This window comes from Olivibacter domesticus, from assembly GCF_900109575.1.
GTDB classification, from domain to species: domain Bacteria; phylum Bacteroidota; class Bacteroidia; order Sphingobacteriales; family Sphingobacteriaceae; genus Olivibacter; species Olivibacter domesticus.
The window spans coordinates 1-21,137 of sequence record NZ_FOAF01000004.1; the positions used below are offsets into that span (position 1 = coordinate 1).

The following is a 21,137-nucleotide window of genomic DNA, read 5'->3' on the forward strand; positions in this document are numbered from 1 at the left end:
TATCCCGTCACATCACTGCACGAAACCCTCTTTTCTTTCATCCCCATCGGCATCGCGCCTCCGGTTTCCCCCTGCGGGGCTGCAAAGGTAGAAATCTTTTCCGCCTTTCCAAAATATTTTTTTAATATTTTTCGAGCTTCTTCCTCCCTTACTTCGGTCATCGGATGTGCTGCTCTCCCCACTTTCTTCCTCTCGCAAACATCTGCGCCTCAACACTTAACACCCGTATCCCCTTCAAACAACTCCCCGCATCCCTTCGTTTGCGGAGTGCAAAGATACGCACCTTTTCCGCTTCTCCAAATTCATCAAACCATTTTTTTTAAACCAAAACGTAAAAAGCTGTATTCCAATAAGATTATTTTTTGCCCGAATATAAATTTCGCCTATTCAAAGCCCCTATAACCTCTTTCTGCCTTTTATCCCTTATTTTATATTTTTAATTTTCTTTTAACCAAATCTCACATTTTCACCTTAGGTTTGTAATTACTATGAGTAATTTCTTGCCTTCTAAACTCGTTTCTGCCTTAAAACACGATTTCAATATTGATGCAGAAGAATTCATTGGCGTCCACGAGTCGGGTGAACAGATTACATCTGTTAGAATAAATCCCGCAAAAAAGACGAACCAGTTTGAAAATTTACCAAAAGTACCTTGGTGTCAAACGGGTTATTATTTAGATGAGCGGCCTAGTTTCACTTTAGACCCCTTATTTCATGCAGGTGCTTATTATGTGCAAGAAGCTTCGTCTATGTTTATCTCGCACATCATTCAAACGCTTCATCTCTCACAAGAACCTTTACTCGCCCTCGACCTATGTGCAGCCCCAGGTGGTAAAAGTACTTTATTAAATAGTATTTTACATCCCGACAGTTTGCTTGTTGCTAATGAGATCATCAAAACAAGGGTTAATGTTTTAGCCAATAATTTAACTAAATGGGGCAACTATAATACAATTGTCACCAATAACGATCCTTCTTCTTTTAACCGTCTTCCAGGCTTTTTTGATCTCCTACTGGTAGATGCCCCATGTTCAGGGTCTGGCATGTTCAGAAAGGATAATCATGCAATTGATGAATGGTCCACAGATGCTGTAAATCTTTGCAGTCAGCGGCAACAACGAATTCTGGCAGATAGCTTAAGTACCTTAAAAGAAAATGGTATATTATTATACTCAACCTGCTCTTATTCAATTGAAGAAAACGAACAGATAGCTGACTGGCTTATAGACGAACATGGTATGAAAACCTTGCATATTCCAATAGATGCTTCCTGGGGAATTGAAGAAACCAAATCACCTCGGCATAAGTGTCATGGCTATCGATTTTATCCTAATAAACTCAAAGGCGAAGGTTTTTTTATATCGTGTTTTATCAAAACGGCGTCACAGCACACTTTTAGTCGAAAAAAAGTTAAATCGGATAGTAAAGCTTTTGACAAATCAATCCTCAACAATTGGTTATCAGAAGACATCAATATTTCACCAATAAACTTTAAAGATGATATTCTTATAATACCAGAACGAAGTGAATTAGATTTTAAAAGTATACAGCATGTGCTGTACCTTAAAAAGGCCGGGACGATCATTGGAAAAAAAGGTCAAAAAGAGCTCATTCCGAACCATGAATTAGCATTGAGCAATGCTAAGAGTAATCACATTCAACGGTTAGACTTATCATTAGAGGAGGCCTTACAATATTTGCGAAAAGCAGAACTTACTCTTCCATCGCGTTCAAATGGCTGGGCACTGGCGTGCTACCAAGGCTTTGCTCTTGGTTGGGTTAAGGCATTATCTCATCGTATCAACAACTATTATCCAAAAGAGTGGCGTATATTAAACCTCTAACATTCATTTTATCTGCATAATAAATTATTAAAAATGGCAAATAGCAACACCACCTTACGGGATATAGCTGAAGCGTTAAATCTATCGACTTCAACTGTTTCAAAAGCCTTAAGAGATAGCTATGAAATAGGAGAAAAAACAAAAGTAATGGTGATGGATTATGCAAAAAAAGTAGGCTACCATCCCAATGCTATTGCAAAAATTCTTAAAGAAGGTAAAAGCAAATTAATTGGAGTGGTTATTTGTTCCATAGACAACACGTTTGTGTCTCAAATGTTAAATGGTATTGATCGCGTTTGCAATGATCGCGGTTATAGCATCATGATTATGCAAAGCAAGGAGTCACATCAACAAGAAATAAAATGCATTGAACTGCTCCATGCCAGAGCGGTGGATGGTTTATTAATTTCACCGGCCTACGAAACATCTGATGTCGACCATCTAAAAAAAATAATCAATGCCAACCTACCTATCGTTCTTTTTGATCGCTTCAGTGACGATTTGGATATACCAAAAGTGAGCATTGATAATAGCGAAGCGTCTTTTAAGGCAACGGAACATCTTATAAAGAACGGTTACGATAAAATAGCTCTGCTCCATAGCAACACCAGCTTAAACATTAATATTGAACGGCTAGAAGGGTATAAAAATGCGCTTGAATTTTATAAGATCCCCTACAACGAGGCCTATATAAAACCCTGCGACTTTCAAAACACCTCACTATTACAAGAAAGCATTTTGACAGCCATTAACCAGTTAATGGCTTTAAATGAACCTCCTAACGGAATTTTAACCACAAGCGATCAGATCACAACCCAAAGCATTGGTATTATAAAAAAATTAGGTTACCGTATACCTGAAGATATTGCGCTCGTAGGTTTTACCAATACAAGTTTAGCCGCATCGCTAGACCCTCCATTGAGTACGATCTATCAGCCTGCCATTGAAATTGGCGAAGAAGCGGCTACCCAACTACTTAACATCATAGAAAAAAAGCACTTCGACCAAAATAAGGTCATAAAGCTGAAAACCACTCTTATAGAGCGTGTATCAAGCAAATCCAAGCACAAGGCTATTTAATCTCAGTCAGTCATAAAAACCTATAGCAGAAAATAATTCTTGGCATTATAATAGCAAATATCCTTTATAATTTTTCCCGTCCATTTAATATCATTAGGTAATAATCCACGCTTAATATCTTCTGCAAATAAATTACAAAGTAGCCTTCTAAAGTACTCATGTCTGGAATAAGACAGGAAGCTTCTAGAGTCCGTAAGCATTCCTATAAAGCAAGAAATTAGTCCGATGTTAGACAAACTGTTCATCTGGTTGGTCATTCCTTGCAATTGATCTAAAAACCACCACCCCGATCCAAATTGAATTTTCCCTATTATCCCTTCCGACTGAAAATTACCAGTCATCGCCGCAAAGCACTCGTTATCTGCAGGATTAAGATTATATAAAACAGTCTTAGCAAGCTTATCGGAGCCTTCCAAGAAATTAAAAAATGCCGACAAACGTGTTCCTTGCTGAAAATCGCCAATGGAGTCGTAGCCCGTGTCGGGCCCCAGCTCACTCAATTTTCTGGTATTATTGTTCCGCAACGCACCAAGATGAAATTGCTGCACCCATCCTTTTGCATGGTACATTTTACATAGTTCGCTTAATATATATCCCGTAAAAGCATCCTGATCATCACTAGCTTGTGTGTCGATTCCATTCATCACCTCCTGGAATGTCTTATTTAGTTCAGTCGGCGAAAAAACCATTATCGGCATATACGATAGTCCGTGGTCCGATATCCTACAGCCATTCGCGTGAAAGTAGTCTATCCGTTGTTGTAGTGCCTGCAATAAACTATCTAAATCGCTGATTTCGACGTTAGAAATCTCAGCTAAGGCTCGTATATAAGCACGGTAAACATCACCATGAGAAATATTGAAAACTTTATCGGGTCTAAAAGAAGGAAGTACTTTTATGTGAAAGTTATCAGCAGCAATTTTTTTATGCTCGTTTAAATCAGACAAGGGGTCATCCGTTGTACCCACCATTTCTACATTAAAATGCGTCAGAAGGCTTCTCGGTTTACAGGCCGCCGATTTCAGCTGGCTCCCTGTAAAATCATATACTTCATCCGCATTTTCACCACTAAGTAAGCCATCAAAACCAAAAGGATTCTTTAATTCCATATGTGTCCAATGATAAAGTGGGTTCCTTAGCGTATATGGTACACATGCCGCCCACTTTTGGAATTTTTCTTTATCCGATGCCTTTCCCGTTATAAAATATTCTTCAATACCAAGCACGCGTTGTGCGCGCCATTTATAATGATCACCTGCCAACCATAATTGTGTAATATTTTCAAAGTTTTGGTCTGCCGCAATTGTTTCAGGTGGTAAATGAGAATGATAGTCTATTATCGGTAATTGTTTGGCATATTCATGATATAACTCCTCTGCAAGGGTGGATTGCAATAGAAAATTATCATTTAAAAAGCTCGCTGTACTCATAGATCCTTTAGTATGTTTAATATTCTCCCGTGATACCTAGTTCCAAACCGCGTAATTCTGCCAACCCCCTTAAACGTCCGATAGCAGAATAACCAGGATTGCTAACCTTATGGAGATCATCTAACATCTGATGCCCATGATCAGGTCTAAAAGGAATAGCTTCAGATCGCGTCTGATTTTCTTCACATAAAAGTTTCACTACCTCATACATATTTACATCCCCACCCAAATGGTCAGCCTCATAGAAATTCCCTTCCTCATCTTTTTTCACATTACGAAGGTGCGCAAAATGTACTCTGTGTTTGACATGTTTTAGAATTTCAGGAACATCATTTGCCACACCTGCTCCTAAAGATCCTGTGCAAAAACAGATACCATTAAAATCCCGCTGCTCGTTTTCTATAAGAAAGATTAAATCTTCTTTCGTACTTACTACACGTGGCAGCCCCAAGATTGGATAAGGCGGATCGTCCGGATGAATAGTCATATGAATACCATTCTCTTGACATACATCTGCAATAGCGTCTAGAAAGTGTAATAAATTTTTCCTTAAACCATCTATCCCTATTTTTTCATATACTTCAATACTATTTTGGAGATCCGCTAAACCAATTGGATCTTCTGAAGGTATTCCCATCAATACTACTTCGCTCAAGCTGTCCAACGATTCCTTCGTCATAGTCTTGAACCGATCAGCCGCCTTTTGAACGATATTTGGCGGATAATCAAGCTCGCTACCTTTTCTTTTTAAAATATACAGATCAAACACCGCTAAATCTGTCCAATCAAAATAAAGGGCTTTTGAACCATCTTTCATGACCAAATCAAGTTGTGTTCTAGTCCAATCAAGTACCGGCATAAAATTATAGCAAATAGTTTTTATACCGCAAGCCGCCAAATTGTGTAAGGTTTGTTTATAATTTTCCAGATAAGGTGCCGCATCGGATCTATTTGTTTTAATCGCTTCATGCACTGGCACACTTTCCACAACAGACCATAACAATCCCTCATCTTCAATTATTTTTTTTCTTAGCTTAATTTCCTCAAGCGGCCAAACCTCACCATGCGGAATATGATGTAAAGCAGAAACAATGCCCGTGGCTCCTGCTTGTTTAACATCCTGTAAAGAAACAGGATCATTTGGCCCGTACCATCGCCAACTCTGTAATAATTTTCTATTCATTTCAGTCGTAATTATAACTTAGACACCGCAATAGGTATTAAATCCCCCATCTACCAAAATACTGGTACCATTTACAAAAGCAGAAGCATCACTTAATAGGTAAACAAGTGTCCCCTTCAATTCTTCTGGATTACCAAGTCTGCCATAAGGCGTACCATTAATAAACTTATTAGCTCTATCAGTAAATGATCCATCCGGATTGGTTAATAACGTCCTATTCTGTTCTGTCAAAAACACCCCTGGTGAAATGGCATTTACCCTTACTCCGTCACCATAGCGTTGAGCAAGTTCAACAGACATCCATTTGGTAAAGCCCTCAATAGCTGTCTTAGCCATTGTGTAACCCATTACCCTTGTAATAGGTCTGTGAGCCGACAATGACGATATATTCACAATAGAACCCCTCCCCTTTTCAGCTATCACTCTTCCAAACACAAAGGTAGGAATCACTGTTCCAAATAGGTTCAGGTCGACAGCCTTTTTGGTGTCTTCTATTTTTGTATCGAACAGATTTTGATCGGGAGAAATCGTTGCTCCAGGAATATTCCCACCAGCAGCATTAACCAATCCATCTATTGTTCCAAATCTCTCCAAGACCTCATCTCTCGCTTTTAATAGTTGCGCTTCATCCATCGCATCTGCTAGCAAAGGCATCGCTTCCCCACCAATCGATTCTATCTGCGCTACACATGCCTCGGCCCTGTCTTTATTCCGTCCCATTACCACTACTTTCCCACCTGCTTCAGCTATCGCCATACAAAAATGTTTACCCAAAACACCGGTCGCGCCCGTGACGACAATAACTTTACTTTCCAAAGAAAAAGGAGATCTATTACTCATCTTATTTTAAGTTTATTTTCAAATTGCTTTAATCAATAAAGCGCAAAAATTGACTAGATTAATATCCTATGGTTAACTAAACACCAATTTTAGTAAATTAAAATACTTTTTTGCTTATTTTAACCCAAATAATTTACGATATCGATTGCGTAATTTATAATACTGTTCTTATTAAAAAAGTAATAAAATACCTACTTTCGACAAAAAACTAGCCATTTTCAATAATAATGACTGAAAAATCAAACTCATCAATAGCCGTTTTTGGCGAGCTTCTGCTTAGGGTAAGCACTCAAACCGGTAATTTTATAAACAGTTCAGAGGGAATCTCTATTTACGCCGGTGGTTCCGAAGCAAATGTGTCGTCAGCCTTGGCAGGTATGCATAACCAAGTTTCCTACATATCATGCATCCCAGATAATCAACTAGCCAAACAAGCACTTGAAAGCCTGCAACAACGAGGCGTTAAAACCGATCAGTGTCTCATTACAGGAGACCGTCTGGGAGTTTATTTTCTTCTTTCTGCAAACGGACTTAGTAAAGGAGAGGTAGTATATGATAGGAAATACTCTTCATTTAGTCTTTTAAAACCGGGCGATATAGATTGGGAAACTTTATTAGAAGGACATACGTGGTTTCATTGGACAGCCCTTACACCTGCCTTAAATGAACATATGCCCGAAATTTGTCGCGAAGCATTAATAGTAGCTAAACGTAAAGGATTAACCATATCTGTTGACCTTAATTACAGAAATAAATTATGGAATTACGGCAAATTGCCGATCGATATTATGCCTGAATTAGTAGGCTATTGTGACGTGGTTATGGGAAATATTTGGGCCGCAAACACCATGTTAGGTATTCCTGTCGATCCAACATTTCATCGAGGGACACCCAAGGAAGTGTATCTAAATGCGGCAAATGACTCTGCAGCTGCATTATTGCAGGAATATCCAAATTGTGAACATGTAGCCTACACTTTCCGATTCATGGACTCTCCATCTCATAATCTTTTTTATGGAACCTATCATACACGTTCAACAAACCTTTCTTCGGAAGTATATGAAACGAATGAAGTAGTTGATCGAATCGGGAGCGGTGATTCGTTTATGGCAGGCTTAATTTATGCATTAACCAACAATAAAAATCAACAAGAGATTATTAATATCGCCACCTCAGCTGGCTTTAAAAAATTATTCGTAAAAGGCGATTTAGGCGATGGAAGTTATTAATTTATTAGTATCAAGAGGCAAGACATAAGTAGCAAGATAGCTATTCCACCATTTATTAATATTATTATAATGAAGACAATTGAAGAAAGTATTATACAAATAAAAAAATATCCGGTTATACCTGTTTACTATCACGACGACCTACAAACGTGTATCGATATCGTTGATGCTTGTTATAGAGGAGGTATTAGAGTGTTTGAATTTGTTAGTCGGGGCAGTAAGGCCTTAGAAAATTTCAAGGCGCTGAAGGCCTATCGTGACCAACAATTACCAGCGTTGCATCTGGGAATCGGCACTATAAAAAGTGCAGAGCAAGCGAAAGAATACTTAGCATTAGGAGCAGACTTCATTGTGAGTCCTATCATTAAACCCAGTATTGCCGAAATAACGCTAAAGCAAAATATCTTATGGATTCCCGGTTGTATGACCCCTACCGAGATTAGTATCGCCGAAGATATAAGTGCCCCACTAGTAAAACTTTTCCCGGGCAGTTCACTGGGCCCAGATTTCCTCAAGGCAATCAAACCTTTATTTCCAAACACATTATTTATGCCTACTGGTGGAGTTAATCCCGATGAAATAAGCATAAATAAATGGTTTGATGCGGGAGTTACCGCCGTTGGAATGGGTTCAAAATTGTTTGAGACACCTCCTAACGAGACCAATTATAATTGGCTTGCAACACGATGCGAAGAGGTTATGAAGATTGTTTCCGTCTAATCTTCACTGGATCCCAATGTATAATATTTTTTTCCTGATAACTTAAATTTGCCGCTAAAGCAGGACCTGTAGTTCTCATCGCGAATTCAGGTCCTTCATTAGCCACCCCATTTGTTCGGATAGCATTAAACCAATTATCGAAATGATCCACACGCATATCATATCCCGTTGGAGCCTGAAAAACAAGCTCTCCAACCGGTAATACTTGAGGCTTTACTTCCTTATATTTTTCATTATAAGCCTTTACAAATTCGTTCTGTGTATTTTCAGGAAATGTACCAAAAGTGTCCCATCCACCATAACCGGGTGCTAATGGCAACTTTTTGTTCCTAATAGTCACACTGTTTCCATTTAATACCATTTCTCCTTCATTTCCAACCAGCCGCATGCTATCCCCTCCTCCAGAACCATCCACGAAATTAACACGCAGTGAAAGATTAAAAGCTGGGTGTTTATCTGTCTTTGGATAATCAAATAATCCCAACATTAAATCGGCAACATCTCTGCCGTCCTTCCAGTAATTTAACCCTCCCGTAGCATAAATCCGTTCTGGACCAAACGAACTTGTAATGGTATGAAGTCTTGTAAAGAGATGAACAAATAAATCTCCTGCCATACCCGTTCCATAGTCCTGATAGTTCCTCCATCTAAAAAACCGCGTCGAATCAAAAGGAAGATTCGTCACACCTCCCTGAAAAGATTTCCAATCACATGTCTGTGCGGAAGCATCAGGCGGTATTGAATATTGCCATGCTCCCTTGGCATCAAAACGATCGGTATAAACTTCTACAAAATTTAACTGACCAATAGCGCCTGTTTCGTATAATTCTTTTGCTTTTTGTATCACGATAGAACTTGCCCACTGACTACCCACTTGGAAAGCAAGCTTCGAGGCCTTCTGTGTGCTTATAATTTCGTCCCCTTCTTCAATCTTTTTTACCATTGGTTTTTCGCAATAAACCGCTTTTCCCTTTTTCATTGCAGCAATTGCTTGCCTTGCGTGCCAATGATCGGGTGTAGAAATGATAACGCCATCAATGGTGGGATCTTCTAAAATTTCTTCGTAATTACGTGTAGTCTTTATATCAGTACCATATAATTCTTTCAACCGCTGTAAATGACCATCATAGCAGTCTGCCCCACTAACCAATTCTATTCCCTCTCTACTTAAGGCCGCTTTCAAATTCCCAAAGCCCATAATACCTAAACCTATAGACGCGATGTTAATTCGATCGTTGGCGGGCACCTTACTTCTGCGTTTTAATATTTGTACACCCTTATCTTTAACATTTGCAGCCTCTGCGATAATTGTAGGTGCTGCTATTGCGAAAAGTGTTGAACCGCCTAATTTTTTGATAAACTTCCTACGTGAATGATCGTTTGCCATCTTAAAACGTGCTTTTTTCTTTAAAAATAGCCTAAAGCTAAGAATATTTATCAAAAAATTGAATCAATAACACATAAATTACTATTCCGATAGTAGTCTTCCTTTAATCATCCAAACTTCAGTCTTCCCATCGCTGTATGCGTTTGTACTTGTTAATGCAACGATCTTATCATCTGGTGTAACCATTAAACTATTCCACAGCGCAAACTTCCCTTCAGGAATCTTAAACGGCACCGATTTACTATCAAAATGCTGCCCTTTATCATCTCCTATTACAACTTTCATATCAGCATACTTCATTTTATTTCTACGTCCCTCCGTACCTTGATAAGAAAGGAGCACTTCTCCATTCTTTAGCCTACATAAATATGGCGCTCCCGCATAAATAGAATCAGGTATTGGTTCTTTCAAAGCATAATTTCTCCGATCACTACCGGCATCAATAGTATTCCCCCATGTTTCCCCTGACAGGCTTTGAAGAATATAAGGTTTAAAATTTTTATTCCCGTTGTCCTCGATAGCGAGTAACACTTTTTTATCTGGTAACAATAGAGGGACGGGCATTCCATCTCTACTGCCGCTTCTGAATGAAATTATCTGGGGCATCTTGGTCCAAGTAACCCCATTATCAAAAGATTTTAGCATAGAAATATTCTGCTCTTCAGACCTGGTATATATTCCCTCGTTCGCAAAAAAGAGTTGTATCTCTCCACTTGGTAATTGCAAAGCAACTGGCTCCCAGCAACCATTCTTAAACTCATTTCCTGCTTCATACAGCACTTTTTCATTTTTCCACGTGAGACCACCGTCGTAGCTTTTTTTTGTTTTTATGGCAAAATAATATTGCTTTCCTGTCACCGTTGGCCTTAAGTTGTACATTAATAAAATCGACCCATCTTTTGTCTCTAGCAATTCAGGCACAGCCATATTAATTTCTTTGGTCTTTCGTGCAGCCACGAGGGGCGAGCTCCAAGTAACACCGGCATCTTTACTCTTAACAACAATGATACTGCCGTCGGCTTCATATACACACAGCCAAGAACCATCCTTTAGCACCTTCATCCGTGCATAACCACAATAGCGCATACCATCATGAGAGGAAGAAATTTTCTGTAGCGACTGTTGATCCCACTCAATCTTCTTTTGTGCAAAACTTTCACAAAAGGAAATGAACAAGAAATAAAAGAAGAAAAGGGCTATCTTTCCGTTATCCTGCATCATTTCATTATTTTTCCAAAACGCACCTGAATGTTATTACCTCCAATTTCACGGGGCACACTATTCACTACGCCAACTTCCTTCTCATTTATCTGATAGATAGATGGCCACAATGTTTTGTCCCAAGCGGAGTTTATCAGTTGCCAGGTCTTGCCAAAGTCATTACTAACTGACATATTACTTTTATTGGAGGTTACCAGCAGGCGACCGTCATTTAACGAGAATAAATATGGCCCACCTAGCTGTTCAGGAATTTGATTGCCAAAACCCTTCGGCCATTGAATACCATCTTCACTTATTTTATAATAGATGTTGCACTTTTCTGGTCCGCAGATCTCATAAACCACCATAAATTTTCCATTTTTCATTCTTGTCCAAACAGGCATACCGGGTCTTGAAGACCGATGATTATCATCATACACAACTTTTATTTCTTTACCCCATGAAGAACCATTATCGTCGGAAATTTTTTGCGAAATAATTTGGCTATAGCCCGGATTTAGCTTTGCATACTTTTCATTCGCATACATGACAGCGATGCGTCCATCATCTAAAAAAACCATATGGGGCTCATATACACCTTGGTCGGGATTACCCAACTCACCTACGCCTCCTTCATGACGATCGATCTCGCTAAGCAACTTCCAATTTCCGCCTTGATCGTCGCTAAAGTACACCGGCAACTTATAGGACTCCTGCCATCTTACCGAACGGCATGCCAGTAAGATCGCCCCGTCTTTTCGTTGGATCATTTGAGCATTATCTAGATCCCTTCCGGGATCTTTAATGCGGCCAACAGATTGCCATGTTCTGCCCTCATCAGCACTTTTAGCGACTTCAAGTTCCAAACCACCATTTGCATCGCGCTGATATCCATTAGTTAAAGAAACAGTATAGGCCGCCAACCACTCACCCGTTTTAAGCTTAAGTAAACGCCCATATTGCGCACCATATTTTCCTGACGATCGCAATACCGTTCCGCCAACCTCCACTACCGTCCCTTTATCTTTAAAAACAGCGACCTCTCTGATTACCACACGTTTTCCCCATTCCACTACCGTACTGTCTCGGAAGGCCAGCAATACATTCAAGAAAAACAATACCGAGCTACCACTAATACCAAGGACGAGCCATCTGTTTTTTCTCATATTAAGAAGCTGTTTAATAGCCGGAATTTTGCTTTAAATTTGGATTGTTTAATACCTCTATCTGTGGCAACGGTAAGCGGATATGTTTGCCAACCACGAAATTTTTGAAATCTGGATCTCTTTCCGCCACGGCTTGTACCTTTCCGGCGTCATCCAAATCACCCCAGCGTTTAAGATCTGCCCATCGCACACTTTCTCCGCATAACTCAAGTTCTCTTTCTACTTTGAGCCTTTCTCTAAATGCATCTTGACCCAACAAAGCCTCCGCATGATTAACCGCCAACGCAGGCATTCCTACTCGATTTCTTACTTGATCAACATACTGTACAGCGTCAGCCGTGTTGCCAAGTTCATTTAACACTTCTGCATATAGGAGAAGAATGTCAGCGAAACGAACAAGTCGGAAATTATTTTGCGCGTAGTAATCCTCATTATTCCGAAAATAATCACGTGCATATTTCCTAAACCAAGCTTCATCAGCATCCCAATCCCAACTCCTTCCATAAATCTTATCACCAAAATCAGCTTCTAAGGCCGGATAAAACAAGGTATAACGAAGCCTCGGATCCAGGTTTCCATCAACAGTATTTTCTTTTTTAAACTCGCCCACTATCCAATATCTTGCCTGGCCATCTGACCAACCGATGCTTCTCGGTGCAAAGAATTGAGCACGCTGGCTACTCATTATCTGGCTTGGCCCATCAGCATCTTCCGGCGTTTTATTTACATCTGAAAACTGAATTTCAAATACCGATTCACTATTATTCTCATTTGTATGCGTGAAATTATCTTGATAATTGGACACCAAACTATATCGGCCTGCTCCTTCACCCGTAAAGAAATAATCTAGTGCAATCTTGGCTTCAGCCCACTTATGCTGCTGCATATACATCCGCGCCAGATAGGCATTTACCGAACCCTTATTAGGTCGTCCTAAATTTGCATCATCCCATGCAACAGGAAGCACTTCCAATGCCTCTTTCAGATCTTTCTCAATCTGGGCCCATACTTCCGGCAAAGTGCTTTGCAAAGGCAAATCATCAGGTTGGGAAGATTTTAACACCAGCGGCACATTTTCCCAAAGTAAGGCAGCGTAATAATAATGGAGCGCTCGGAGAAACTTAGCCTGCCCTAGAATTTTATCTTTGTCTTCCTGATTCGCAAATTCAATATTGGGCACATTGTCTAACACCTGATTACACCTAAATATAGCTTTATAGGTATCTTTCCAAGTAAAGACATTCCCTTCACCAAAATTATAATTCACATACTGAAAACGCGTCCAATCACCCAATTCTACCCAAGGACTTTTACTAAACCCTTCGTCAGACGTTAAATCCAAACGAAAATAAATCCATCGAGACCATAAGGCCGGCTTGTAAAACATGGCATAAATAGCGTTAACGCCACGTTGGGCATCATCTTCCGTTTTCCAGAACACATCCGTCGTCGGTGTGTTTGGATTTTCGATATTTAGGAGATCCTTTTTACAGCCAGTGCATAGGGTAAAAAAGGAAATTATTATTATATAGTGCAAATTACGTCTCATCTGTTTTATCCTTATGTAATTAAAAACCAAACTGCAATCCCAATGAATAAGTCTTTAGGCTTGGATAACTAAAATTATCAAAACCACGTTCGTATATGTTGGTATTATTGAACTCCGGGTCGAGTCCCTTATAGCCAGTGAAAGTCAATAGATTTTGTCCCGATAGGGTCACCTGTCCACTCTGAAAACCAACCCGTTTTAACCAACTCTCCGGAAGTGTATATGATAAACTAAGGTATTTCAACCGCATAAAACTACCGCTTTCCAACCAGCGATCGGTATCACCACGTGAGTTGAGTGTAGAGCCATAGTACATTCTTGGCACATCGGTATTCGGATTTTCAGGCGTCCATGGTTGTATACCTGCCCGATAATTTGAGTTATCATCAAAACGGTCAACCAAGCTATGGTAACCATTGTAAACCGTAGCACCGAAAGCTCCAAACCAGTTCATTGTAAGTGAAAAATTCTTATAGGACGCACCTAAATTAAGGCCCAATTCAACGTCTGCCCAAGGAGAGCCAACTACTACTTTATCATCGTTTGTAATCTGTCCATCGCCATTATTATCTTTAAACCGTATATCACCAGGTTTGGCCGAAGACTGTATAACCGTTCCCTCTGCGTTCTTGTAATTGTCAACTTCTTCCTGTGACTGGAAAAGCCCATCCGTTTGCAAAACGTACCACATACCCGCAGGCTGGCCAACCTGAGTTACCGTGTTTCCTACAAAAATATTGTTTCGACCATAACCTAAGCTCGTCACTTTGTTCTTAAGCGTTGTAATATTCGTATTTACATAGTATTTAAACTCGCGACTACTTTCGTTATAGCCTAAAGAAAGCTCAAAGCCAGTATTTTTAAGACTCGCGGCATTCGCTATGGGTGGTCTACCATCATGCCCTGTTGTCAATGCAATAGGCATCGCGGTTAATACATCTTTTGTATCGGCAATAAAATATTCAGCCGTTAGCGTGATTTTATTATCGAACAAGGTTGCATCGATCCCGAAGTTCTTTTGTGTCAATGTTTCCCATCGAAGGTTCGGATTAACCAGCGCCACCTGGGTTGCACCCGGATAGATTAACTGATCTTTGCCCATAGCAATGGTTGAAAAGGTGTTAATAACCGCAAGGTAATCCCAGTAATTCGCGCTACTGTTTCCAACTTGATCTGCACTTGTAGTGCTATTCCCAAGCCTTCCGTAACTAGCTCTTAGCTTAAGGTCGTTGATCCAATTTTTCTGAAAGAATTTTTCATTGCTGATTCTCCAGGCACCTGATATAGAGGGAAAGTTTCCCCATTGATTGGACCGACCTAAACGTGAGCTCCCATCACGACGGATAACTGCATTCAATAGATAACGATTGTCATAACTATATTCAATACGTCCCAAATAAGATAAAATAATAGCTTCTTGTCGGTAACCTCCTGCTTGAGGCTCATTCCCCTGGTCCAACTCGCTATAATAGCCGCCTTTTCCATCCGGAACCAAGTTTCTTTTCATACCCGATATGCGCGCGTAAAGATCCCGCTGATAGGTCTGACCTACTACCGCGTTGACAGCATGCTTCCCGAACTCTTTATTAAATGACAAGGTATTTTCAATTAATAGCGATTGAAAACGTGCTCGATTTTCGTCGGCAATTGATGGTTGAAACTCTTGGTTTAATGACCAATTACCCTCTTTTCTCAGATGGGCATAGTGGTCGCTACTGGTTTCATAGCCCATATTAAATCGATACTTAAGAAACTCAACCGGCTTAAGTTCCGACCAGACATTCCCCCTTATTCGTAGATTCTCGTTATAACTATCATTTAGATCCGCTATTGCGACCGGATTACTACCAAAAGTTCGCGCTCTTCTTTCGTTTCCATAACCATAGCCGCCTGGATTAGCAGCATCATAAACTGGTATTGTTGGCAAAAGCCGTACGACATCCGCAATGGGATTGCCAGATATTTCGTCGGCTTTTCCATTGCTAATGGCTAGATTTTCACCGATACTAAAAATACCTTTTGTACCTTGGGTATTGACCCTAAAACTAATCCGATCAAACCCTGTGCTGATGACTGTCCCGTCATTTTTGAAATAATTCCCGGACACTAGATAATTACCGCTCTCTCCACCGCCCGAGAAAGTCAAGTTCAAATCTTGCATGTTCCCCGTGCGGAAAGCCGCGTCTTGCCAATCAGTGTTTTGACTTAAATCCAAATCTTGCCGTGCCGCCCCCGCATTGTCATAGGCCATGTAATTGAGCCGCGCAAATTCTTCTGTTTGCGCCAATTTGTAGCGCGGTGTAGTTTGCATACTGGTGGTTCCCGAGAACTGCACTTTCATTGGTCCTTTTGCACCTTTCTTCGTAGTAATGATAATGACACCATTTGCTGCCCTAGACCCATAAATAGCCGCAGCTGAGGCATCTTTCAAAATTTGAACCGATTCGACATCGTTAGGATTAAAATCCCGATTGGCAGTCGTAATCATACCATCAATAACATAAAGCGGATTCGTACCACTCAAGTTTTTCAATCCTCGGATTTCCACCCTTGCCTCTGAGCCGGGCCTTCCTCCTCCACGCACCTTCACCCCCGAAGCCAAGCCTTGTAAGGCCTCGCCCATGGTGGTTACCTGCCGCTTCGTTAATTCGGATGTCTTGACGACAGACACCGCTCCCGTAAGGTCTTTTTTCTGCTGGGTTCCATAACCTACAACCACCACTTCATCCAATGCATTTTCTACCGGATGAAGGGCCACATCCAACGTGGTTCTACCCTGAACATTAATTTCTTGCGTAACATAGCTTACGTAAGAAAACACGAGTACTGCCGTTGCGTTTGGAACGGTAATTTGATACCGTCCATTCTGATCGGTAGAAACTCCCGTATTTGTATTTTGTATCTTAATACTAACAGCGGGCATCGGCGCCCCTGTTTCATCTTTGACTAAACCACTAATGGTGGTCTGAGCGTGTAAGGACGTTATAAGGAAGAAAAAAAAGAAAATTGTCGTTATAATCCCTTGCAAAACTCGATTTGCCGCAAACAATTGAATACCTCTCATAGAATCTATTGGTTAGTTATATTAAGAGCGAAGAGCTCCTATAATAGAATCAAAGGTAGTAGTAGAATACGAAGGGAAGCTAAACGTAAAGTATCAATATTTCGCTGTTTTGTATCGTAAATAATACAAAGAACATTTTGTACGTTCTTCTGCTTAATACAATAAAAGCAAGAAGTCCAAAAAATAACAGAACGGAATATGATGACTTTTTATTTTTTCAAAACATCAATATATTCGGAAGGAGACATTCCAAATTGTTTGTGGAAATTTCTGCCGAAATGCGTTTGAGAACTATACCCAACCATTTCAGCTATTTCATAAATTTTAAAACATCCTTCGGCCAGTAATTCTGCAGCTTTCTTTAAACGAGCAATATTGATTAGCTCATTTGGTGTTAAATCAGAAATGGCCTTTATTTTTCTATACAAAGTTGGTCTACTCATGCACATTAATTCCGCCAAATGTTCTACATCCAAATTTGGATTATCCAATTTCATCTGAATAAGGTTATCCAGTTTCTCTAAAAAGAGCTCGTCAGCCCTTGAATGAGCCATCGTTTTGATATGTACTAGGGGTGATGAAGCGAAATACTCTCTTATCTTATTACGATTAGCAAGCAGGTTCGCTATTTGTACCTGTAAATATTGTGGGGAAAAGGGTTTTTCAACATACGCATCTGCTCCAAATTCCAAACCCAAAATTTTGGACTGTAACGTGTTTTTCGCCGTAAGTAAAATCACCGGTATATGACAATATTCTACATTAGATTTAATTGCTTCGCACAAAGCGTATCCATCCATAACGGGCATCATGATATCGCTAATAATGAGCTGTATAGCTTCATCAGCCAGCCTACTCAAAGCTTCTTTCCCATCATAAGCCGTAAAAACGTTGTATTGTTCGTGAAGATCATCCGCTAAAAAATCTAAAATTTCACTATGATCATCTACTAAAAGCACACAGGGTTTGTTGTTGCTAGATATTTGCGTTGAGGTCATCATCATTCGAATTTGTTATTGGTTAACGGGTAATGATAAAACAAAAGTATTAAAGTTTTGCATATTTTCAGTATCCAAAATCAAATGCCCACCATGCATTTCCGCTAAAGATTTTGCTAAAGCTAAACCCAAACCGGTACCCAGATGCCTTTCACTTCCTTGCAACCTGTAAAACGGTTCGAAAATTTTATCTCTTAAATCTATTGGTATTAAGTTGCCGTCGCTCGCTACCGCGATATGAAAACTGCTATCCTTTAATTCCAAATCAACATATATTTTACTAGCAGCATACTTCAATCCATTGTTTAAAAGATTACTAACTATTTTATCAAGGGCGTCTACATCAACAAAAGCCCAAATCGGTTCTTTAGAAAATTCAGCTTTTACCTTGATTTTCTTTTCCTGTGTTGTTGGCTTTATCCGTTCAATCTGTTCTTTAAGAAACTGTGTTATATTTATTTTTTGATAGTTAAGACGAAATCCTTTTTCTTCCGTTTTCCTAAAATCTAACAATTGCCCAGACAATTGCAATAAGCGATCTGTATTCTTTTCCATGATAAGCAGATTCTTCCTTATAGCAGGAACTTCATCTACCTGTTTAATGATTTTTTCCATCGGTCCTTTTATTAAGGTCAATGGTGTTCTAATTTCATGTGCTACTTGTGTAAAAAAATCGATTTTAGCGCGATAAGTTTCCTCTTCTTTGCGATGGGCAAGTTGTTCTAATTTTATACGATTTTTCTCCTTGACTCGCTGGTGGTAAGTATTAATAATATAGTATATCAAACATACCAACAATATAAAATATAAGACATAAGCAGCCCCACTTGCCCAAAATGGAGGTAAGATATGAATGAATAAAACAGCCCCTTTCCCTATTCGTTTTCCTTCACTGTTCACTGCGCTGACTTTAAAAGTATATTTCCCAGGTGAAAGTTCGGTAAAATAAGCTTTTCTATTAGTTTGTAAATAAGTCCAGTTAGGATCTAAACCTTCCATTTTATAGCTATACTCTGTCATATTAGGGGAAACATAGCTTAAAGCTGCAAAATCAATACTAAAGGATGATTGATTATATTTTAACAAAATTGTATCAGTAAATGTAATTGATTTCTTTAGCGGCGACCCTTGTCCGTTTATCTCAAGATCACGATCATAAACCTGGAAACCTGTTATATATACTGGTGGAACAAAGTTTTTTTCTTTTAAGCCACCCGGATCAAACCGTATTAATCCTTTTACACTACCAAAATAAAGTATTCCATCCTTTGCTTTATACGCAGCATTATAGTTAAACTGGTTACTTAGCAGTCCATTTGCCATACTAAAAGATCTTGTGAAACCAGATTTTGGATTAAACTGGATTAAGCCTTTAGAAGTGCTAACCCATAAGCTTTCCTGTTCATCTTCTAGAATTGCACATACCAGTATACCTTCTGAAGACCGCTGAAAATTATATCTTATGAAGTTATCCTTCTCCTTATTTAAATAACATAATCCTTCCTCAGTACCCACCCATAGTTCTTTGTTACGACTTTCTTTTATGTTCGTAATACGATTACTTGCCAAACTCTTATCATTGCCCTCCATATGTGTATACAAACCTTTTTTATTTGTATTTGGGTTATAGAAATATAAACCATCACGCCAGGTTCCTGCCCATATTGTTCCGTCGCTATCCTCGTATAAACTCGTATAAAAAATATACTCCGGAAAGCCTTCTACTTTTTTAAATGCTTTTTCCTCGGATAAATATTGATAAATACCATGATCTGTTGCCAATAAGACTTTTCCCGTTCTTAATCGGAGCATGGTATAGATAAAATTACTTTTCAAGCTATGCTTACCATTACCCGCATAATATTGCTTAAAGACCTTACCAGTTGCAATACTCATTAAGTTTAATCCTTGATGAAATGTACCAACCCATAGCGTATCTCCAGTTACCAAGAGCCCATGGATATTGGAACCAGAAAGGTCACCTAACCTTCCTGAGGCCGTAAAATGTTCAATTTTTTTCTGATTAGATGAAAATTTATTTAATCCGCCGTTTTCGGTGCCCACCCATAAATTCCCGGCATCATCTTCCACGATCTCTCTTACGGCACTTCCAGATAAGCTATTATTCTCATTCAAAGGAAAATATTTTTCAAAAAAGGTATGTTGACGATGATAATAACTTAAGCCTCCAAACCATGACCCTACCCAAATGCCCCCTTCACGGTCTTTACACAAGGTATAATTCGCATTATCGCTTAATGTCCACGGATTGTTATCTTGTTTTCTCAGCTGTAGGATTTTCTTCTTTTCCTCCAGATAAATGAAGACACCGGATTCAGTTGCAAACCAATACTGATTGCTTCCAATCTTTTTGATATCACGGACAAAGAGAGGCTGGCCGTCGTCACTTAATGTAACCAGATCTTCATAACGATTCTCTTTTGGATACAATACTTTAGCCCCTTGTTTTGAAGTGCCTATCCAAAGACGGTTGAACTGTTCATCCCAAGTTAAACAGATAACTGATTTTGTTCTAAGCGGAGGAGAATTTTTGAAAATATCATAGGATTTAATATCTCCTGATATCGGATTTAAGAATTTTATTTCGCCTGTACCGGATCCAATCCATACCCCCGCTTTACTCAACACCATCGCATCAATGGAACTTACTTTTAAGTTAGTAAATTCTTTATAAACATTTGTTTGCGGACGGTATTGTATCAAGGAAGAGAAATTAGCGATGTACCATATATTTCCATCTTGATCCGACTGGATGTTTACCACTACCGCCTCTCTATCGTGCTGAAAATGCGTAAAGCTTTCTGTTATGGGATCGTAAATAAAAATTCCAAAATCCGTTCCTGCCCAGATCTTTCCTTGCTTATCTTCAAATAAGCTATGGATATAATTATGGCCTATACTCAAAGAATCGTTCGTATCATGCCTAAATACTTTAAAGGTATAGCCATCGAAACGATTTAATCCATCTCTCGTTCCAAACCACATAAACCCTTTACTATCCTGCAAGCTACAGATCACCGCGTTATTTGACAGTCCATTTTCAACCTGATAGTGTTTAAAATAATAAGGTTGAGAATAGCTTTGCTTTACGAAAAAACAAATAAAGATTACACAGATTAGCTCTTTTATCATAATGGATCATCAAACATAATATTTCTTTTAAACAAGCGCAAAAGCAATTCATCCTGATAGCCCTAAAGAGCTATTAATCGGCAAACAACGAGCAAAATAAATAGGATTTTACTAGGACATTAGTCGGAGCTTATTCGGACCTTGTTCGGATAAAAGCGAAAAAACTCCTATTTATTTACGAACAAGATTTATTTGTTTTCACATTTAATAGATATGTTGTTTGCCTGTAAGTTGGAATCAAAACCCTCGTTGTTTATTCCCTTGAGAAAAAGAAGAGAAAAATTGATACATTAT

15 protein-coding genes are annotated in these 21,137 nt (G+C 39.2%); 4 read left to right on the forward strand and 11 right to left on the reverse strand.

Annotated features, from left to right (window positions below):
* Positions 1–182 (reverse strand): hypothetical protein (locus BMY50_RS27950; protein ID WP_139202276.1); only part of this gene is annotated, 182 nt, incomplete at its 3' end.
* Positions 183–488: 306 nt separating this feature from the next.
* Between BMY50_RS27950 and BMY50_RS16510 the strand changes: the two genes are divergently transcribed.
* Positions 489–1,844, forward strand: coding sequence for a methyltransferase RsmF C-terminal domain-like protein (locus tag BMY50_RS16510; RefSeq protein ID WP_093326524.1), 1,356 nt, complete (start codon positions 489–491; stop codon positions 1,842–1,844).
* A gap of 33 nt (positions 1,845–1,877) precedes the next feature.
* Positions 1,878–2,924 carry a LacI family DNA-binding transcriptional regulator gene (locus BMY50_RS16515; RefSeq protein WP_093326525.1) on the forward strand — a complete coding sequence of 349 codons (1,047 nt, stop codon included), beginning with the start codon at positions 1,878–1,880 and terminating at the stop codon, positions 2,922–2,924.
* A gap of 20 nt (positions 2,925–2,944) precedes the next feature.
* Here BMY50_RS16515 and uxaC read toward each other — a convergent pair whose 3' ends face one another.
* Genes uxaC through BMY50_RS16530 form a run of 3 tightly spaced genes read right to left on the reverse strand, consistent with a single transcriptional unit; the run spans position 2,945 to position 6,377 of the window.
* A complete protein-coding gene (gene uxaC / locus BMY50_RS16520; RefSeq protein ID WP_093326526.1) occupies positions 2,945–4,354 on the reverse strand; it encodes a glucuronate isomerase in 1,410 nt (469 codons plus the stop codon).
* Between the two features lie 16 nt (positions 4,355–4,370).
* Positions 4,371–5,537, reverse strand: coding sequence for a mannonate dehydratase (gene uxuA, locus BMY50_RS16525; RefSeq protein ID WP_093326527.1), 1,167 nt, complete (start codon positions 5,535–5,537; stop codon positions 4,371–4,373).
* Between the two features lie 18 nt (positions 5,538–5,555).
* On the reverse strand, positions 5,556–6,377 hold the full coding sequence (locus BMY50_RS16530; protein WP_093326528.1) for an SDR family oxidoreductase: 822 nt from the start codon (positions 6,375–6,377) through the stop codon (positions 5,556–5,558).
* 227 nt (positions 6,378–6,604) lie between these two features.
* Here BMY50_RS16530 and BMY50_RS16535 point away from each other — a divergent pair, with 227 nt between their 5' ends.
* Both BMY50_RS16535 and BMY50_RS16540 read left to right on the forward strand, forming a co-directional pair.
* Entirely contained in the window at positions 6,605–7,606 is a 1,002-nt protein-coding gene (locus tag BMY50_RS16535) for a sugar kinase (protein ID WP_093326529.1), read from the forward strand.
* 69 nt (positions 7,607–7,675) lie between these two features.
* Entirely contained in the window at positions 7,676–8,326 is a 651-nt protein-coding gene (locus tag BMY50_RS16540) for a beta/alpha barrel domain-containing protein (protein ID WP_093326530.1), read from the forward strand.
* Here BMY50_RS16540 and BMY50_RS16545 read toward each other — a convergent pair.
* From BMY50_RS16545 to BMY50_RS16575, 7 genes are all read right to left on the reverse strand, one after another.
* Positions 8,304–9,713 carry a Gfo/Idh/MocA family protein gene (locus BMY50_RS16545; RefSeq protein WP_093326531.1) on the reverse strand — a complete coding sequence of 470 codons (1,410 nt, stop codon included), beginning with the start codon at positions 9,711–9,713 and terminating at the stop codon, positions 8,304–8,306. The two genes, BMY50_RS16540 and BMY50_RS16545, sit on opposite strands and share 23 nt — an antisense overlap.
* An 81-nt stretch (positions 9,714–9,794) precedes the next feature.
* Positions 9,795–10,934, reverse strand: a complete 1,140-nt coding sequence (locus BMY50_RS16550; RefSeq protein WP_093326532.1) for a sialidase family protein — start codon at positions 10,932–10,934, stop codon at positions 9,795–9,797.
* Entirely contained in the window at positions 10,931–12,079 is a 1,149-nt protein-coding gene (locus BMY50_RS16555) for a sialidase family protein (protein ID WP_093326533.1), read from the reverse strand. The genes BMY50_RS16550 and BMY50_RS16555 overlap by 4 nt, the downstream gene beginning before the upstream one ends.
* Before the next feature lie 13 nt (positions 12,080–12,092).
* Positions 12,093–13,628, reverse strand: coding sequence for a RagB/SusD family nutrient uptake outer membrane protein (locus BMY50_RS16560; RefSeq protein ID WP_202907866.1), 1,536 nt, complete (start codon positions 13,626–13,628; stop codon positions 12,093–12,095).
* Positions 13,629–13,647: 19 nt separating this feature from the next.
* The gene (locus tag BMY50_RS16565) at positions 13,648–16,692 is read right to left on the reverse strand and encodes a SusC/RagA family TonB-linked outer membrane protein (RefSeq protein ID WP_238383795.1); all 3,045 of its coding nucleotides are present in this window, start codon (positions 16,690–16,692) and stop codon (positions 13,648–13,650) included.
* Between the two features lie 209 nt (positions 16,693–16,901).
* A complete protein-coding gene (locus tag BMY50_RS16570; protein ID WP_093326534.1) occupies positions 16,902–17,696 on the reverse strand; it encodes a response regulator transcription factor in 795 nt (264 codons plus the stop codon).
* 9 nt (positions 17,697–17,705) lie between these two features.
* Positions 17,706–20,843, reverse strand: coding sequence for a ligand-binding sensor domain-containing protein (locus BMY50_RS16575; protein WP_093326535.1), 3,138 nt, complete (start codon positions 20,841–20,843; stop codon positions 17,706–17,708).
* Between the last annotated feature and the right edge of the window lie 294 nt (positions 20,844–21,137).

Coding starts and splice junctions, on each gene's coding strand:
- BMY50_RS16560 (WP_202907866.1), bottom strand. CDS start 13,628: ATGAGACGTAATTTGCACTATATAATAATAATTTCCTTTTTTACCCTA.
- BMY50_RS16510 (WP_093326524.1), top strand. CDS start 489: ATGAGTAATTTCTTGCCTTCTAAACTCGTTTCTGCCTTAAAACACGAT.
- uxuA (WP_093326527.1), bottom strand. CDS start 5,537: ATGAATAGAAAATTATTACAGAGTTGGCGATGGTACGGGCCAAATGAT.
- BMY50_RS16570 (WP_093326534.1), bottom strand. CDS start 17,696: ATGATGATGACCTCAACGCAAATATCTAGCAACAACAAACCCTGTGTG.
- uxaC (WP_093326526.1), bottom strand. CDS start 4,354: ATGAGTACAGCGAGCTTTTTAAATGATAATTTTCTATTGCAATCCACC.
- BMY50_RS16530 (WP_093326528.1), bottom strand. CDS start 6,377: ATGAGTAATAGATCTCCTTTTTCTTTGGAAAGTAAAGTTATTGTCGTC.
- BMY50_RS16550 (WP_093326532.1), bottom strand. CDS start 10,934: ATGATGCAGGATAACGGAAAGATAGCCCTTTTCTTCTTTTATTTCTTG.
- BMY50_RS16515 (WP_093326525.1), top strand. CDS start 1,878: ATGGCAAATAGCAACACCACCTTACGGGATATAGCTGAAGCGTTAAAT.
- BMY50_RS16535 (WP_093326529.1), top strand. CDS start 6,605: ATGACTGAAAAATCAAACTCATCAATAGCCGTTTTTGGCGAGCTTCTG.
- BMY50_RS16555 (WP_093326533.1), bottom strand. CDS start 12,079: ATGAGAAAAAACAGATGGCTCGTCCTTGGTATTAGTGGTAGCTCGGTA.
- BMY50_RS16545 (WP_093326531.1), bottom strand. CDS start 9,713: ATGGCAAACGATCATTCACGTAGGAAGTTTATCAAAAAATTAGGCGGT.
- BMY50_RS16565 (WP_238383795.1), bottom strand. CDS start 16,692: ATGAGAGGTATTCAATTGTTTGCGGCAAATCGAGTTTTGCAAGGGATT.
- BMY50_RS16540 (WP_093326530.1), top strand. CDS start 7,676: ATGAAGACAATTGAAGAAAGTATTATACAAATAAAAAAATATCCGGTT.
- BMY50_RS16575 (WP_093326535.1), bottom strand. CDS start 20,843: ATGATAAAAGAGCTAATCTGTGTAATCTTTATTTGTTTTTTCGTAAAG.